This is a genomic window from Tepidicella baoligensis, from assembly GCF_013432195.1.
Lineage (GTDB): Bacteria > Pseudomonadota > Gammaproteobacteria > Burkholderiales > Burkholderiaceae_C > Tepidicella > Tepidicella baoligensis.
Genome location: NZ_JACCDB010000001.1, coordinates 89,490 through 104,716, shown reverse-complemented (window position 1 = coordinate 104,716; position 15,227 = coordinate 89,490). Strand labels below are relative to the sequence as shown.

Here is a 15,227-nt window from a genome sequence, read left to right as displayed (position 1 = left end):
GTCAGAAGGTGAACCCCACGTTCAGGTGCAACCGCAGGCGCTTGCTGTCCACGCCATAGGCCAGGTCGGCCTGCAGGGGGCCGACGGGGCTGTTGTACCGTACCCCGGCTCCCACGCCCACCTTGGGCTTGAGGTCGGCCCTGCGGTCGGACACCGCGCCGGCATCCAGGAAGACCACGCTCTCCCAGGGGGTTTTCTGGCCGTCACGCCACAGGGGGCGCTGCCACTCCAGGCTGGCGACCGTCAGCAGCTTGCCGGCTTCCACGCCACCGGTTGGCAGGGGCACGCCGATTTCGCGCTGGGCATAGCCGCGCACACTCTGGTCGCCGCCGGCCAGAAACCGTTGCGTGACCGGCACGGGAGCATCCTGCTGGGCCCAGATCGCCCCGCCCTCCAGCCTCAGGGCGAGCCGGCTCGCGCGCTCGCCGGCCGCCTCGACCGGCCAGTATCCGAGCCAGCGCACCCGGCTGCGGAGGTAAGGCTTGCGGTCCTGTCTCAGCGTCACGCCGACGCCCAGCTCCACGGCCAGACCGTAACCGCGCTGGGGGGCGGTGAGGTCGTCAAAGGCCCGCCGCGTCCACGCATAGTTGGCACTCACCGACGTGGCAGCCGGCATGGTCATGCCCTGTTCCCGGATGCGAGAGCGGTCGAATTGCAAGTAGTAGCTGCGATCCAGCACTGTGCCGTCCTGCCCCTGCCCGACCCGGTACTGCTGGCTCCGCGTCACGCGGTCCCCATCATCTTCCTGCCGCTTCCACTCGCCAGCGGTCAGCCAGCGCCAACCTTTGTCGTCTACGGGGGTGCTCAGATCCAGGCCGAGGGTGGAGGTGTCGCGCTCGGCCTGGAATCGGGACAGGGCGCGCCAGCCCAGGCCGGGCAGGCGGTGGTGGGTGTGTTCGAGGGTGAAGCGCGCGCCACCGTCGGTGCTGGCGCCGACCCCGATCACCACCTTCTGCAGCGGCGCTTCCCGCACCCGGGCCACCACGGTGTTCTGCGCCGGTTCTCCGTCCGGGGCCAGGAGCACAAAAGCCGACGGATAGTAGCCGCTTTCCGTGAGCCGCTGTTGGGCGGCCTGGAGCAGGGCTTCGTCGTAGGGTTCTCCTGGGCGCACGCCCGCCAGTCGCACCAGCCGGCGGGCCATTTCTGCGTCGTAGCGCTCGGCGCCTTCCACGGTCACGTCGCCAAAGAAATGGGCTGGGCCCGAGTCCAGCACCAGATACAGGTTGGCTTCGTTGGCCTCGGGGACGATGTCGGCCAGGCTGTTGACCAGTTGGGCGCGTGGATAACGCACTTCGGTCAGGGTGCGCAGCGCACGCGATTTGGCATTGCTCCAGGCCGACTGGCTGAACGCCTGGCCCACCGGGAGCAACCATTCGCCTATCAGCCGCTCGCGCTGTGCGGCGGCCTCCGGTTGGTCTTTGGCGTCGCCTTCCAGCGTGATCTGGACCAGCGCCACGCGTGTGAGTGGGCCGGGTTCGATGCGGATGTGCACCTGGGGGACAGACCGGTCCAGGCCAGTCAGCCGCACCTCCACCGTAGGGGAGAAATAGCCCTGGGTGGCCAACAGGTCGCGCAGGTTCTGTGGCGCCTGCGCCACCAGCCGTTCGAGTTCGGCCCGGCTCAGGTCAGGCAGGCTCTTGAAGCGCTGCAACTCGGCATGCCGGGCCACAAAAGCGTCGAGCGGCTCAGGGGCGTCGATCGTGACCTCGAATGAAGCAGGCGCTTCCTGTGCCTGGACCCAGTGGGCGGGGATCCACCAAGCCCACCAGCACAGGACCCACCAAAGGCCCAGACGCCAAGGGTGCGGCCTGTGCGGTTCGTTCACTTCGACAGTGCCCGCATGGCCTCCTCCAGCCCCTTGAGCGTGAGCGGGTACATGCGCTGGCCCATGAGTTGCTGGATGATGGCGATGCTCTGGCGGTACTGCCACATGCCCTGTGGTTCGGGATTGATCCAGGCGAAGCGCGGAAAGGCATGCGTGAGGCGTTGCAGCCATTCGGCGCCGGCCTCTTCGTTGTTGTATTCGACACTGCCGCCGGGCTGCAGGATTTCGTAGGGGCTCATGGTCGCATCGCCCACGAAGATGAGCTTGTAATCCTTGTTGTACTTGCGGATCACGTCCCATGTCTCGAACTTTTCGGCATAGCGGCGGCGGTTGTTCTTCCACACGTAGTCGTACACGCAGTTGTGGAAATAGTAGAACTCCAGGTGTTTGAATTCATTTTTGGCGGCGCTGAAGAGTTCCTCCACCCGCTGGATGTGTTCGTCCATCGTACCGCCCACGTCCATCAGCAGCAGCACTTTGACGTTGTTGTGTCGCTCCGGCACCATCTTGATGTCGAGCCAGCCGGCATTGGCGGCCGTGGCGCGGATGGTGTCGGGCAGGTCCAGCTCCAGTTCGTTGCCCTCGCGGGCGAATTTGCGCAGGCGGCGCAGCGCCATCTTGATGTTGCGCGTGCCCAGTTCCTGCGTGTCGTCGTAGTCGCGGTAGGCGCGTTGTTCCCATACCTTCACGGCACTCTTGCCGCCGCCCTTGCCACCGATGCGGATGCCCTGCGGATTGTGGCCGCCGTGGCCGAAGGGGCTGGTGCCGCCGGTGCCGATCCACTTCGATCCGCCTTCGTGCCGTTCCTTCTGCTCTTCCAGGCGTTTCTTCAGCGTCTCCATCAGCTCGTCCCAGTCCATCTTGGGCGCGTTGGCCTTTTGCTGGTCACTGAGCAGCCGTTCGATCTCCTTGCGCAGCCAGTCGGCGGGGATGTCCTTCGTGAAGTCGGTCAGCATCTCCACGCCCTTGAAGTAGGCCGCGAAGGCGCGGTCGAACTTGTCGAAGTGCTTCTCGTCCTTCACCAGCGCGGTGCGGGCCAGGTAGTAGAAGTCGTCGAGCGTGCAGGCGTCCGGGTTGCGCGGGCCCACCACGTCCTGCTGCAGGCATTCCAGCAGCGTCAGGTATTCCTTGACCGAGACCGGCAGCTTGGCGGCGCGCAGGGTGTAGAAGAAATCGATCAGCATGGGGGGGTCCCTCTTCTTCTGGTGTAGCGCATGTCAATCCCAGCCTTCCACTTTCAACCCCTGCACCCGCGAAAACTCCCGTCCGTTTCGTGTGACCAGCGTCAGGCCTTTGGCTTGGGCCAGCGCTGCCTGCCACAGGTCGTTTGGGCCAATAGGTGTACCAAGGGTGCGCAGGTCGGCGCGGATGCGTCCATAGGCGATCGCAGCATCCTGGTCGAGCGGCAGCACGCCAAAGAAAACCATCAGCCGCTTGGCCCGCTGGTCCCGCAGGGCTGAGATGGGTGCGTGCATCACGCCGTAATGAAATTCCCCGGAGGTGATGACCGACAGCACCGCCTCACCTGCTTTCAGCCGGGTCAGCCGCTCCTGAATGGACGGGTCTCGGCCCTTGACCATCAATGAGAACACGTCGGAATCCAGCAGGTACTTCAGCTTCATGCGCGGCGGGTTTTCTTGCTTGCCTTCTCGGTGGCTCCCCAGACAGGTTCGTCCAACGGCGGCAGGTCATCCAATTGTTCCATGGCTCTGTCCAGAGCCGCGGCTTCGGCCTCGGTCAGTACGGGTAGGTCGTCTAGGGCTTCGGCGGCAGTCATGGGTTTGGGGCGCAGGACGATGGAGCGGCCCTCGCGAAAAATCTCGACCCGCTTGGTGTTTAGCTGGAACTCTTTGGGTATGCGAACCGCCTGACTGTTGCCGGATTGGAAAACCGATGTTTCCTGGCGCCGTACCGAAGGGTTCTTGGAGGAGAATTCAGTGGCCATATAGGATCCCCTTTGTGTATCCGTGATGTATATACACATTGTACGTTTGCTGGCGCCAGGACTGTCCTTGTTTCCACTCAAATCCTCGCTGCCTCAACAGGTACAGCAGTAGCGCCTTCGCTTCTGGCCATTTGCCGCTGAGCGGCTTGCACAGCTCGCCATCGGCGGCAATGGCCTGCAAGACGCTTCGTGCCAACACCCGCTCATCGGTTGCGCTGGTTCATGAACACCAGCTTCTCGAACAGCGTGATGTCCTGCTCGTTCTTCAGCAGCGCCCCCACCAAGGGGGGCACGCTCACCTTGTTGTCCTGGCTCTGCAGCGCCTCCAGCGGAATGTCCTCGGCCATCAGCAGCTTGAGCCAGTCCAGCAACTCGCTGGTGGAGGGTTTTTTCTTCAGGCCCGGCAGGTTGCGGATGTCGAAGAAGGTTTTCATCGCTGCCGTCAGGAGCTCGTCTTTCAGCCCGGGGTAATGCACGTCCACGATCTGCTTCATGGTCGTGGCGTCGGGGAACTTGATGTAGTGGAAAAAGCAGCGGCGCAGGAAGGCGTCGGGCAGTTCTTTTTCGTTGTTCGACGTGATGAACACCAGCGGCCGGTGTTTGGCCCGGATGAGTTCCCGGGTCTCGTAGCAGTAGAACTCCATGCGGTCGAGCTCGCGCAGCAGATCGTTGGGGAATTCGATGTCGGCCTTGTCGATCTCGTCGATCAGCAGGGCCACGGGCTGCTCGGCCGTGAAGGCCTGCCACAGCACGCCCTTGACGATGTAGTTCTGGATGTCCTTGACCCGGTCGTCGCCGAGCTGGCTGTCGCGCAGCCGGCTGACCGCGTCGTACTCGTACAGGCCCTGCTGCGCCTTGGTGGTGGACTTGATGTGCCACTGCAGCAGCGGCATGCCGAGCGCCTGGGCCACTTCCTCGGCGAGCATGGTCTTGCCGGTGCCGGGTTCGCCCTTGACGAGCAGGGGGCGCTTGAGCTGGATGGCCGCATTGACGGCGAGCATCAGGTCCTGGGTGGCGACGTAGTTGGAGGATCCGGTGAATTTCATGGGTCTTTGCGGGGACTGGGCCGCTGTCCCGCAGGATACGGCCAAGGGTTTTCAAGGGGTTGGCAGGTGGAGCGAGTCTATATAATCGCGCGTTGATTTTTGTCAAACGTCCTTCTGATTGTGCTTGCAAAATGAACAAACCGTTGTTTACCTTGTTGAAAACCGTTGTCGCAAGCGCGACCGTTGCCGTGTCTTTTGCTGCCCAGGCACAGGTGGCGGGTGACGTGAAGGCTGGCGAAGCCAAGGCCGCCATGTGCATCGGCTGCCACGGCATTCCGGGTTACCAAAACAGCTTCCCTGAAATCCACAAGGTGCCCAAGATTTCCGGGCAGACGGCGCAGTACATTGCCGCATCGCTGGTGGCCTACCAGCGCGGCGACCGCAAGCACCCCACCATGCGTGGCATCGCCGGCTCGCTCAGCGAGCAGGACATCGCCGACCTGTCGGCTTTCTATGCCGCCCACAACGGTGACGTGAAGGCACCGGAAACCCCCCGTGCGCCCAACGCCGTCGTCGCCGCCTTGCTGGAGCGGGGCGCATGTGCCTCCTGCCACGGCGCCAACTTCAGCAGCCCCATCGATCCCAGCTACCCCAAGATCGGCGGCCAGTACGCCGATTATCTTTACGTGGCACTGAAGTCCTACCAGGTTCAGGGCAACCCCATCATCGGCCGCAGCAACCCGATCATGGGTGGTATCGTCGCCCAGTATTCACTGCAGGAACTGCGCCAGATGGCGAACTACCTGGCGACTGTGCAGGGCGAGCTGGCCACCCGGCCCCAGCCCCGTTTCCGTTGAAACCCCGCCACAGATACAGGTCAGGCTGACAACCCCCTGATACCATGGCACCCATGCGTGCCTTGCCTTGCTGGACAACCCCGCGCTGTAGAGCCTTCGGGCTTCTCTCGTGGGGTTTTCTGTTGGCGGCAGGTTGGGCGCAGGCCTCGCCGGGTCTGCCGACCGAGGACGATTTCTTCGGCGACGTGCCGATGGTCCTGACCGTGAGCCGCCTCGCGCAGCCGCTGCAGGACACACCCGGGGCGGTCACCGTGATCGACCGCGATCTCATTCGCCAGTCCGGTGCACGTACCCTGGCCGAACTGATGCGGCTGGTCCCGGGCTACCTGGTGTCGGGCTACAACGGGGCCAATCCGGTGGCGGCCTATCACGCGCCGGTCGATGAGCTGGGGGTACGCAACCTCGTCCTCGTCGATGGCCGCTCGGTCTACTCCTCGACTTACCTGGGCGGAACCATCAGGGGGCTGTACATGATCTCCCTGGAGGACGTCGAGCGGCTTGAGGTGCTGCGGGGTTCGAACTCGGCTGCCTACGGTGCGAATGCCCTGTTCGGTGTGATCAACGTCATCACCCGGCACCCGCAGGACACCATTGGCAGCACCGTTGCCCTGGCGGTGGGGGAGGGGGGCATCCGCGATGCCTATGCACGCTACGGCTGGGGAGACGCGGATGCCAGTCACCGTCTGTCGGTGGCGCAGCGGCGCGACAACGGCTACCGTTTCGTCAACGACGATGCCCGGCTGGTGACGCTGCAATGGCGCGGCGACATCCGTCTCGATGCCCGGTCCGAACTCGTGCTGTCGGCCGGTTATGCGGACAACCGGGCCGGCGAGGGGGTCCCGAGCACCGCGTCCGGCCATTTCGACAACCCAGAGCGTGACGTTCGCTGGCGCAGCGCCTACTGGCAGGCGCGCTGGACCTATCAAGCGTCGGTGGACGAGTCGTTCCAGGGCACGCTCAGCTGGACCGAGGAACAGGCGGAGGATGACTTCATCTACCAGTTCCCGGGTTTGCAGGGAGTGGTCATCGACTTCGGCAACCGGGAGCGCCGGCTGCATGCGGAGTTCCAGCATCAATTCCGTGCCAGTGAAAGCCTGCGTTGGGTCTGGGGTGTGGGGCTGAAAGAGGACAGCGCCGTTTCCCGCCCCCTGTTCTTTCGCGACGGCCGCATCCGTCAGTGGGATGCCCGTTTGTTCGGCAACGTCGAGTGGTCCATCGCCGACGACTGGGTATTGAATGCGGGGCTGTTTGCCGGCGAGAATGGGGGCACGGGTGGTTATGTCTCGCCGCGGCTGATGGTGAATCACCATCTGCTGCCGGGGCACACGATCCGCTTCGGGGTATCCACCGCGCAGCGGGCTCCGACCCTGTTCGAGCAGTTTGCCGATGTGCGCTACTTCTTTCCGAATGGGACTTTCATCACCCGCACCCTGTTCTCGAGTGGGCAGGTGCAGCCCGAGCGTCTGGTCAGCCGCGAAATCAGCTATTACGGACGCTTCCCCGGAGACGGTCTGACCGTGGACGCCCGCTTGTACGATGAGCGTTTTGATCGCGAGATCAGGACCATGTTCACCGGGGGGCTGGGGCGGGATTACGTGAACACCGACGGTTTTCGGACCCAGGGCCTGGAATACCAGCTGCGCTGGCAACCCCACGCGGGCACCCAGTTCCTGTGGAACCACAACCTCAACCGGTTTCGGTGGGCCAGCCCCGCCAATGCGGACCGGAGCATCCCCCCACGTCGGTTTTCCACCTTGGGATGGATGCAGGAACTGCCCGACGACTGGTCCCTGGCCCTGTGGGTCTATGCCCGGGGGCCCATGGCCTGGCGGGCGGTGACGAGCGGTTTGCCCAAGGATCGCCGGGTGGACCTGCGGCTGGCGCGCCCGTTCCGGTGGGGAGACACCCGCGCGGAACTGGCGTTCACGGTGCATTCGCTGAACGGGTCTCGCCAGGAATTCACCCTTTCCCGGCCTGTGGTCTTTCCTCGTCGGGCATTCGCTTCCCTGCATGTGGAGTTCTGACCCGACCCCGCTCAACCGGCGTCAGTTTTGGGCCTGGCCGCTGGCCGGTGCGGCTGTGCTGGGTGTTCCGGCAGGGCTGGCGGGCCAGGCAGGCCGTGTTCAGGTTTGGGTGTCCGATACGGGTGGCGCCCAGGGCGAGGTCATCGGTCACCTGAGAAACCTCTGGGGTGCGCAGGTGCAACTGGAAGTGCAGCCCGTGCCACCCTTGCCGGCACTGCCCGGCGAGGCACGGTTACACCTTACCCTGGGCGTGCGTCCACTGGCCGAACTGGCAGCCCAGGTGCAGAGGCAGCCCGGTGCATGGACGGCGCCCGTGCTCGCGGCCCTGTTGCCCGAGGCTGCCTATGTGTTGTTGGCCCGTTCCTTGCCAGCGGGTTCCTCCGGGGTGTGGCTCGATCAACCCCCCGAACGCTATCTGTCCCTGATCCAGCAGGTCATGCCGCGCCGGCGCCGGGTCGGTGTCCTGTTCGGACCTGCCACTGCAGCGCTGGAGCCGGCTCTCGACCGCGCGGCCAGTGATCGTCAGCTGGTGCTGGTCAAGTCGCGCGTGCAGGAAGATACCCCCAACCTGTTCCCACTGTTGCGCAACTTGCTGGCGGATTCGGACGTGCTGCTGGCCTTGCCCGAGCCGTCGATTTACAACGCCGCCACGCTGCAAAATATCCTGATCGCTACCTACCGACAGCGCATTCCCGTGGTCAGCTATGCCGAATCCCATGTCCGCGCTGGTGCCACGCTGAGCTTGTTCACCACACCGCAGGTGGTGGCGCGGCAGGTGGTGGCGGCGAGCCGGACCTTGTGGCTGGCAGGAGCGCTTCCCGCTCCCATGTACGCCGCCAGCGGCACCGTGGCGGTGAACGAACAGGTGGCCAGGTCTCTGGGGTTGGATGTGCCCAATCCCGAGGCGCTACAACGGATGCTGGCAGGAGAGTTCCGATGAGACGGCTGCAACAGGCCATGGGGATCCGGGTTCGGCTGTGGCTGGCAGCCGCCCTGCCGGCGGTTCTGGTCACTCTCTCGCTGCTGTGGGTGTTCATGGATCGGCAGGAGCGTGACCTCACCGCCGCCTTGGCCGACCGGGTGCGGGCCACGGCTTTGCAGGTGGCGGGCGCGGCCGAATTTGGGCTGTTCGCTGGGGATCGGCAGGGTTTGCAGCGTCAGGTGGATGGGTTGATGGCCTCCGATCCCGAACTGCTGGGGGTGGCGGTCATTCCGGCCGATGGACGCTACCAGATCGTGGCCGGGGAGCTGCCGGCGCTGTTGCCCCCGCTGAGTCCAGAGGTATCCGTTCTCTTCGGGAAGGTGTTGGTGGTGGCGGTCCCGGTGCGCTATTCGTCCATCGAGGTGGACGATTTGTTTGCTCAGACACCGGAATTTCGGCTCGATCTCGCCCCCCAGGGTTTGGCAGGACAGGTCGTGGTGGTTTTCGATCTGAAGAAGCTGCGGGCACAGCGCCGTGACTTGCTGGTGTGGGCCGTGCTGGTGACGGTGGTGGCGCTGGGGCTGGCGGCGGTGATGTCCACGGTCATCGCCTCCAGCGTCACCCGGCCCATGGCCGGTGTGTCCAAAGTGGTCGAGCAGATCGGTTTGGGGCAGTTGCATGCCCGCGCCGACGTGCTCACCTCCGGGCCGCTGGACGGCCTGGCGCGAGGTATCAATGCCATGGCGTCGCGCATCGCCATGACGCAGGACGACCTGCGACAGCAGGTGGCCGCGGCGACCCGTGAGTTGCGGCTGCAGAAAGAGGCGGCCGAGCAGGCCGCCCGCATCGACACCCTCACCGGGGTGGCGAGCCGGCGTGCGTTCACCGAGCGGGCGGAACTGGAAATTCAGCGCGCTTTGCGCTACCGGCAACCGCTGTCGGTGGTGATGGTGGACCTGGACCGCTTCAAACGCATCAACGACACCTATGGACACGCGGTAGGCGATGCGGTGCTGGTCAGTTTTGCCCAGGTGTTGCTCAGCGATGTGCGAGAAGTGGACATGGTGGGCCGCCTCGGGGGTGAGGAATTCGCGGTGTTGCTGCCCGGTATCGAGGGGGAAGAGGCCATGCGGGTCGCCGAGCGCATGCGCGTGGCGGTCGAAGCGATCGAGTTGAAGGTGGGAGGGCAGCGCCTGAGGTTCACCGCCAGTTTCGGTGTGGCCAATTTCGATGGCATGGAAGTGAATTTGCCGGGTCTGCTGGCGAGGGCCGATGCGGCCCTGTACCAGGCCAAGCACACCGGGCGCAATCGCGTGGTCTATGCTGATCAGTCCGTTCCGTCGTTCGAGGACACGCGGCCCGCAGGTTGAGCTTGGGCAGCCTGGGCTGCCGGGCGTTCAACCCAGCCGAACCCGATGGCGTTCGATCTGCGCCAGCACCTGTGCCGGGGCGGTGCCGCCCAGCGTGCGACGGGCGTTCAGTGAGCCCCGCAAGCTCAAGGCTTCGTACACATCCTTGTCGATCAGCGGGTGAAAGCCCTGCAGCACGGCCAGCGGCAGCTCCGACAGGTCGCAGGCGTGGCTGGTGGCCGCTTTCACCGCATGAGCGACTGTTTCGTGCGCGTCGCGGAAGGGCACGCCCTTCTTCACCAGGTAGTCGGCCAGGTCGGTGGCGGTGGCGTAGCCTTTCAGGGCGGCCTGCTCCATCGCCTCGCGGTTCACGGTGATGCCGCCTTCCTTCTCGCCGGTGGCGGGGTTGATCTGGCCACCGATCATCTCGGTGAAGATGCGCAGCGTGTCCTTCAGCGTGTCCACCGTGTCGAACAGCGGTTCCTTGTCTTCCTGGTTGTCCTTGTTGTAGGCCAGGGGCTGGCCTTTCATCAAGGTGATCAGGCCCATCAGGTGGCCCACCACGCGGCCGGTCTTGCCACGCGCCAGTTCGGGCACGTCGGGGTTCTTTTTTTGCGGCATGATGGAGCTGCCGGTGGTGAAGCGGTCCGCGATGCGGATGAAGCCGAAGTTCTGGCTCATCCAGATGATGAGCTCTTCGCTCAGGCGGCTGATGTGCACCATGCACAGGCTGGCGGCGGCGGTGAACTCGATGGCGAAGTCGCGGTCGCTCACCGCGTCCAGGCTGTTCTGGCACAGTTGCGGTTCGCCGGCTTCGTTGACCATGCCGAGCGTGCGGGCCACGCGGGCGCGGTCCAGCGGGTAGGTGGTGCCGGCCAGCGCGGCACTGCCCAGAGGCAGGCGGTTGGTGCGGCGGCGCACGTCGGCGAAGCGCTCGGCGTCGCGGGCGAACATTTCCACGTAGGCCAACAGGTGGTGGCCGAAGCTCACCGGCTGGGCCACCTGGAGGTGGGTGAAGCCGGGCAGAATCACGTCCACGTGGCGGGCCGCCACCTCCACCAAGGCTTTCTGCAGGTCGTTCAGCAGGCCGCTGATCAGGTCGATCTCGCCGCGCAGCCACAGGCGCACGTCGGTGGCCACCTGGTCGTTGCGGCTGCGCCCGGTGTGCAGCCGCTTGCCCGCGTCGCCCACGAGTTGCGTCAGCCGCGCCTCGATGTTCAGGTGCACGTCCTCCAGGTCGAGCTTCCACTCGAACGCACCGGATTCGATCTCCTGGGTGATCTGGGCCATGCCCTTCTGGATGGCGCTCAGGTCGTCGGCGCCGATGATGCCTTGCGCGGCCAGCATCTCGGCGTGCGCCAAGCTGCCTGCGATGTCGGCCTGCCACAGGCGCTGGTCGAAGAACACGCTGGCGGTGTAGCGTTTCACCAACTCGCTCATGGGCTCCGAGAACAGCGCGGACCAGGCCTGGGATTTGGTGTCGAGTTGGTTGGCAGACATGAGGCAGGGGCGCGACAGCGGCGCGAAAATTTGGAAGAATGTCGGGGACGCCCATTTTACGTTGCCCACTTTCGGGGAAGGCTGGCGATGCGCATGCGGATTTTGCTGGTGGATGACGAGCCCTTGGCCCGGGCCCGCCTGCGCGCTCTGCTGGGCGAATGCACCTGGCCCGATGGGGGGGCGCCCGACATCGGCGAGGCCGCAGATGCTGTGCAAGCCATGGAGCGGCTCCAGCACGCCGATTGGGATGTGCTGCTGCTGGACATCCACATGCCGGGTGTCGATGGGTTGGCCTTTGCCCGGCTGCTGCGTGAGCGGCCCGCCGCCCCCGCCGTGGTGTTTGTGACGGCGCACGCCGAGCATGCCCTGGAGGCCTTCGACGTGGAGGCCGTGGACTACCTCACCAAGCCGGTGCGCCAAGAGCGCCTGCAGCAGGCCCTAGACAAGGTGTTCCGGCGGCGACCGCCCGCTTCGTCCGTGGTTCAGCAGGAAACCGCGGCAGCCGCTTGTCTGCTCATCCACGATCGGGGGCGAACGCAGCGCGTGTCGCTGGAGGATGTGGTCTATTGCAAGGCCGAGCTGAAGTACGTGACGGTGCGCACTGGCCAGCGCGCCTACATCTATGACGGCTCCCTGCATGAACTGGAGCAGGCGCATCCGCAGCGCTGGCTGCGCATTCACCGCAACGCGCTCGTGGCCAGGCACCGCGTGCGCGGGCTCGAAAAAGGGCGTGAGCGGACCGAAGGCTCGGATGGCTGGTGGCTCAGGCTGGACGGAGTGGATGAAGTGCTGGCCGTCTCGCGCCGCCAATTGCCGGCGGTACGGGAGGCTTTGGCTGAGGGCACGTGCTAGCATCGACAGTTTTGTTGGTCGGGCGCTGGTGGAGCCGGCGTCACTGGATATGGGCATGTCTGACTCTCCCGCGTTGAACCTCACCATTGCCACCCGCGAAAGCCGTCTGGCCCTCTGGCAGGCCGAGCACGTCCAGGCGCTGCTGCAGGCCCGTGGCCACACGGTGCAATTGTTGGGCATGACCACCCAGGGCGACCAGATCCTGGACCGCGCGCTGAGCAAGGTCGGCGGCAAGGGCTTGTTCGTCAAAGAGCTCGAAGTGGCGCTGGAACAGGGCCGCGCCGATCTGGCGGTGCACTCCCTCAAGGATGTGCCGATGGAGCTGCCCCCTGGCTTCATGCTGGCTTGTGTGATGCAGCGGGAGGACCCGCGTGACGCTTGGGTCTCCCCCCATTGCGCCGATCTGCCCGATCTGCCGCCTGGGGCCGTGGTGGGCACCTCCAGCCTGCGCCGGGTGGTTCTGCTGCGTGAAGCGCTGCAGCGCATCGGACGGCACGACGTGCGCATCGAACCCCTGCGGGGCAACCTGGACACCCGGCTGCGCAAGCTCGACGAGGGGCAATACCATGCCATTGTGCTCGCTGCCGCCGGGCTCAAGCGCCTGAAGCTGGAGGCACGCATCCGCAAAATTTTCTCGCCTGCCGAGATGTTGCCTGCCGCCGGGCAGGGCGCGCTGGGCATCGAGGTGCGCCATCACCGTGCGGAGGTGGTGCAGGCCTTGGCCCCCTTGGCGGATCGGGCCACCTGGTGGGCGGTGACGGCCGAACGGGCGGTCTCGCGCACCATGGGCGGCAGTTGTTCCATGCCGCTGGCGGCATTTTCGACCTGGGTACAGCCCCCGGACGCACGCGAGGGCGTCCTCAGGCTGGACGCAGCCTGGGGCGACCCCGAGGGACAAGGCCCGCTGCTGCGCAGCAGCGGGCAGGCACGGATTGTTTCCCGGGAGGATGCCGATGCCCTGGGGGTGGAGGTGGCGCAGGCTTTGCGACGAGCGGGTGCGCCAGGGGGCCGCAGCGCCGCATGACCACCGTCCTCGTCACCCGACCCGAGCGAGAGGCGGCCCAGTGGGTCGAGGCGCTGCGTGCGGCCGGTTGGGCTGCTCAGGTCCTGCCTCTGATCGACATAGCCCCGCCTGCCGATGCCGATGCCCTGCGTCGTCTCCAAGCCAGGGCTCCCGATTTCCATGCGTGGATGTTTGTCAGTGCGCAAGCCGTGCGCCGCTTCATCACGCCCGCGCTGAGCCAGGCCCAGCCGCGCTGCTGGGCGCCAGGCCCTGGCACGGCGCAGGCCCTGCTGGCTGCGGGCGTGCCGCAGGAGCGTATCGATCAACCCGCGGCCTCGGCCGAGCAGTTCGATTCCGAAGCCCTGTGGCAGCTCGTCGGGCGGCAGGTGCATCCAGGACACCGCTTGCTCATCGTGCGTGGTCAGTCTGCCCAGGGTCACACCGGCCGTGACTGGCTCGAGCTACAGTGCCGTGCCGCCGGGGGGAGCGTGGTCGAATGTATCGCCTACCGCCGCTTGCCACCGGTGTGGGACGCGGCCATGCGCGAGCGGGTGGCCGCATGGGCCGGGGGCGACGCCATTTGGCTGTTCAGCAGTCGCGAAGGACTCCAGCATCTGGCAGACCTGTGTCCTGGGCAGTCCTGGAGCCGTGCGCGGGCGCTCGTGACGCACCCGCGCATCCAGATGACAGCCCAGCGCATGGGATTTGGCGAAATAATCACCACACGGCCAGCCCTCGACGATGTGGTGCAGGCCTTGAAAACCCATTGTTGATCATGTCCGAACCGGAAAAAGATCCCGTCACCGTTTCCTCCTCGGCACCTGCTCAGGCCGCCCCTGGTGCGCTGTCGCCTGCCGCGGCGGGGCAGACTTCCCAAAAAAGGGGGGGGTGGTCGGTATGGATAGCCTGGCTGGCGCTGGCGCTCGCCGCTGCCACGCTGGCGTGGACCGTGACCCTGACGCAACGCCTGAGCCAGACTCAGGAAACCCTGGCTCGCCGCAGCGCCGATACGATGGCCGAGGCCGCCGCCGCCCGGACCCTGGCCCAACAGGCCGAGGCACAGGCCAAGGAACTGGCTGCCCGATTGGGGGTGGCAGAGCTGCGCTTGTCAGAGGTGTCCCTGCAGCGCAGCCAGCTGGAAGAACTCATGCTGTCGGTGTCGCGTTCGCGTGACGACAGTCTGGTCCAGGATCTGGAGGCTGCGGTTCGTCTGGCTGTGCAGCAAAGCCAGTTGACGGGCAGCGCCCAGCCGCTGATCTCTGCCCTGCAGGGGGCCGAGCAGCGCATCGAACGCGCTGCCCAGCCCCGTCTGAATCCAGTGCAGCGTGCGATTGCCCGCGACATCGAAAGGCTGCGGGCGGCGGAACTGGTCGACGTGCCGGCGCTGGTCACCCGTATCGATGAACTGCTGCGCCAAATAGACGACTGGCCCTTGCGCAATGCCCCCCTGGCGGTCGCGGACAGGGGGGGCGTGTCCACGCCGCCAGAGGCGACCTCGGATGCAGCGGATGTGCAACAGGAAGCCCCCCTCCCGGAGGAGGGTGAAAACGCACTGACGCGGGGATGGGCCCGCTTCAACGCCTGGCGCAGCCAGGCCATGGCCCGCTGGTGGGCGCACGTTCGTGCCAGCAGCGCCGATCTGGTGCGCGTCAGCCGCATCGATCAGCCGGAAGCCGCGCTGCTGGCTCCCGAGCAGTCCTTTTTCTTGCGCGAGAACCTCAAGCTCATCCTGTTGAATGCCCGGCTCGGTTTGTTGGGGCGCCAGTTCGACACGGCGCGAGCCGACATTCAGAAAGCCCATGCCCTGGTGCAGCGCTATTTCGACGACCAGGCGGTTTCCACCCGGTTGGCTTTGCAGATGCTGGCCCAGCTGGAGGTGGACATGCAGCAAGACACCCTGCCCCGGCCCGACGAAACCTTGAGCGCTCTGGCCGTGGCCGCGAGTGGCCGCTGACGGCAGGAGG

Annotated in this window: 14 protein-coding genes; 8 read left to right on the top strand and 6 right to left on the bottom strand. The window is 65.7% G+C overall.

Features of this window, described 5'->3' with window-relative positions:
- Nucleotide 1 precedes the first annotated feature (1 nt).
- The 5 genes from HZS63_RS14165 to HZS63_RS00480 form a co-directional block, all read right to left on the bottom strand.
- Nucleotides 2-1,825, bottom strand: a complete 1,824-nt coding sequence (locus tag HZS63_RS14165; protein WP_180682066.1) for a BamA/TamA family outer membrane protein — start codon at nucleotides 1,823-1,825, stop codon at nucleotides 2-4.
- A complete protein-coding gene (locus tag HZS63_RS00495; RefSeq protein WP_180682065.1) occupies nucleotides 1,822-3,009 on the bottom strand; it encodes a vWA domain-containing protein in 1,188 nt (395 codons plus the stop codon). Before HZS63_RS00495 ends, HZS63_RS14165 begins: the two co-directional genes overlap by 4 nt.
- Before the next feature lie 33 nt (nucleotides 3,010-3,042).
- Nucleotides 3,043-3,447 carry a PIN domain-containing protein gene (locus tag HZS63_RS00490; protein WP_180682064.1) on the bottom strand — a complete coding sequence of 135 codons (405 nt, stop codon included), beginning with the start codon at nucleotides 3,445-3,447 and terminating at the stop codon, nucleotides 3,043-3,045.
- On the bottom strand, nucleotides 3,444-3,770 hold the full coding sequence (locus HZS63_RS00485; protein WP_180682063.1) for an antitoxin: 327 nt from the start codon (nucleotides 3,768-3,770) through the stop codon (nucleotides 3,444-3,446). The genes HZS63_RS00490 and HZS63_RS00485 overlap by 4 nt, the downstream gene beginning before the upstream one ends.
- Before the next feature lie 203 nt (nucleotides 3,771-3,973).
- A complete protein-coding gene (locus HZS63_RS00480; protein ID WP_180682062.1) occupies nucleotides 3,974-4,816 on the bottom strand; it encodes an AAA family ATPase in 843 nt (280 codons plus the stop codon).
- Between the two features lie 131 nt (nucleotides 4,817-4,947).
- Here HZS63_RS00480 and HZS63_RS00475 point away from each other — a divergent pair, with 131 nt between their 5' ends.
- Genes HZS63_RS00475 through HZS63_RS00460 form a run of 4 tightly spaced genes read left to right on the top strand, consistent with a single transcriptional unit; the run spans nucleotide 4,948 to nucleotide 9,929 of the window.
- Nucleotides 4,948-5,613: a c-type cytochrome gene (locus tag HZS63_RS00475; protein ID WP_180682061.1), complete on the top strand. Its 666-nt coding sequence runs from the start codon at nucleotides 4,948-4,950 to the stop codon at nucleotides 5,611-5,613.
- A 44-nt stretch (nucleotides 5,614-5,657) separates the two neighbouring features.
- A complete protein-coding gene (locus tag HZS63_RS00470) occupies nucleotides 5,658-7,637 on the top strand; it encodes a TonB-dependent receptor plug domain-containing protein (RefSeq protein WP_180682060.1) in 1,980 nt (659 codons plus the stop codon).
- Nucleotides 7,624-8,577, top strand: a complete 954-nt coding sequence (locus tag HZS63_RS00465) for an ABC transporter substrate-binding protein (protein ID WP_180682059.1) — start codon at nucleotides 7,624-7,626, stop codon at nucleotides 8,575-8,577. The genes HZS63_RS00470 and HZS63_RS00465 overlap by 14 nt, the downstream gene beginning before the upstream one ends.
- On the top strand, nucleotides 8,574-9,929 hold the full coding sequence (locus HZS63_RS00460; RefSeq protein WP_180682058.1) for a GGDEF domain-containing protein: 1,356 nt from the start codon (nucleotides 8,574-8,576) through the stop codon (nucleotides 9,927-9,929). Before HZS63_RS00465 ends, HZS63_RS00460 begins: the two co-directional genes overlap by 4 nt.
- A gap of 27 nt (nucleotides 9,930-9,956) precedes the next feature.
- Here the strand turns inward: HZS63_RS00460 and argH are convergent, their stop codons facing one another.
- Nucleotides 9,957-11,408, bottom strand: coding sequence for an argininosuccinate lyase (gene argH, locus HZS63_RS00455; RefSeq protein ID WP_180682057.1), 1,452 nt, complete (start codon nucleotides 11,406-11,408; stop codon nucleotides 9,957-9,959).
- Between the two features lie 93 nt (nucleotides 11,409-11,501).
- Between argH and HZS63_RS00450 the strand changes: the two genes are divergently transcribed.
- Genes HZS63_RS00450 through HZS63_RS00435 form a run of 4 tightly spaced genes read left to right on the top strand, consistent with a single transcriptional unit; the run spans nucleotide 11,502 to nucleotide 15,217 of the window.
- Nucleotides 11,502-12,260, top strand: coding sequence for a LytR/AlgR family response regulator transcription factor (locus HZS63_RS00450; RefSeq protein WP_343039931.1), 759 nt, complete (start codon nucleotides 11,502-11,504; stop codon nucleotides 12,258-12,260).
- A gap of 55 nt (nucleotides 12,261-12,315) precedes the next feature.
- Nucleotides 12,316-13,284, top strand: coding sequence for a hydroxymethylbilane synthase (hemC, locus tag HZS63_RS00445; protein ID WP_180682055.1), 969 nt, complete (start codon nucleotides 12,316-12,318; stop codon nucleotides 13,282-13,284).
- Nucleotides 13,281-14,036: a uroporphyrinogen-III synthase gene (locus HZS63_RS00440; protein WP_180682054.1), complete on the top strand. Its 756-nt coding sequence runs from the start codon at nucleotides 13,281-13,283 to the stop codon at nucleotides 14,034-14,036. The genes hemC and HZS63_RS00440 overlap by 4 nt, the downstream gene beginning before the upstream one ends.
- Before the next feature lie 2 nt (nucleotides 14,037-14,038).
- Nucleotides 14,039-15,217, top strand: coding sequence for a uroporphyrinogen-III C-methyltransferase (locus HZS63_RS00435; protein WP_180682053.1), 1,179 nt, complete (start codon nucleotides 14,039-14,041; stop codon nucleotides 15,215-15,217).
- Nucleotides 15,218-15,227: the final 10 nt, after the last annotated feature.

Coding starts and splice junctions, on each gene's coding strand:
- hemC (WP_180682055.1), top strand. CDS start 12,316: ATGTCTGACTCTCCCGCGTTGAACCTCACCATTGCCACCCGCGAAAGC.
- argH (WP_180682057.1), bottom strand. CDS start 11,408: ATGTCTGCCAACCAACTCGACACCAAATCCCAGGCCTGGTCCGCGCTG.
- HZS63_RS00435 (WP_180682053.1), top strand. CDS start 14,039: ATGTCCGAACCGGAAAAAGATCCCGTCACCGTTTCCTCCTCGGCACCT.
- HZS63_RS00470 (WP_180682060.1), top strand. CDS start 5,658: ATGGCACCCATGCGTGCCTTGCCTTGCTGGACAACCCCGCGCTGTAGA.
- HZS63_RS00450 (WP_343039931.1), top strand. CDS start 11,502: ATGCGGATTTTGCTGGTGGATGACGAGCCCTTGGCCCGGGCCCGCCTG.
- HZS63_RS00495 (WP_180682065.1), bottom strand. CDS start 3,009: ATGCTGATCGATTTCTTCTACACCCTGCGCGCCGCCAAGCTGCCGGTC.
- HZS63_RS00490 (WP_180682064.1), bottom strand. CDS start 3,447: ATGAAGCTGAAGTACCTGCTGGATTCCGACGTGTTCTCATTGATGGTC.
- HZS63_RS00485 (WP_180682063.1), bottom strand. CDS start 3,770: ATGGCCACTGAATTCTCCTCCAAGAACCCTTCGGTACGGCGCCAGGAA.
- HZS63_RS00465 (WP_180682059.1), top strand. CDS start 7,624: ATGTGGAGTTCTGACCCGACCCCGCTCAACCGGCGTCAGTTTTGGGCC.
- HZS63_RS00475 (WP_180682061.1), top strand. CDS start 4,948: ATGAACAAACCGTTGTTTACCTTGTTGAAAACCGTTGTCGCAAGCGCG.
- HZS63_RS00480 (WP_180682062.1), bottom strand. CDS start 4,816: ATGAAATTCACCGGATCCTCCAACTACGTCGCCACCCAGGACCTGATG.
- HZS63_RS00460 (WP_180682058.1), top strand. CDS start 8,574: ATGAGACGGCTGCAACAGGCCATGGGGATCCGGGTTCGGCTGTGGCTG.
- HZS63_RS00440 (WP_180682054.1), top strand. CDS start 13,281: ATGACCACCGTCCTCGTCACCCGACCCGAGCGAGAGGCGGCCCAGTGG.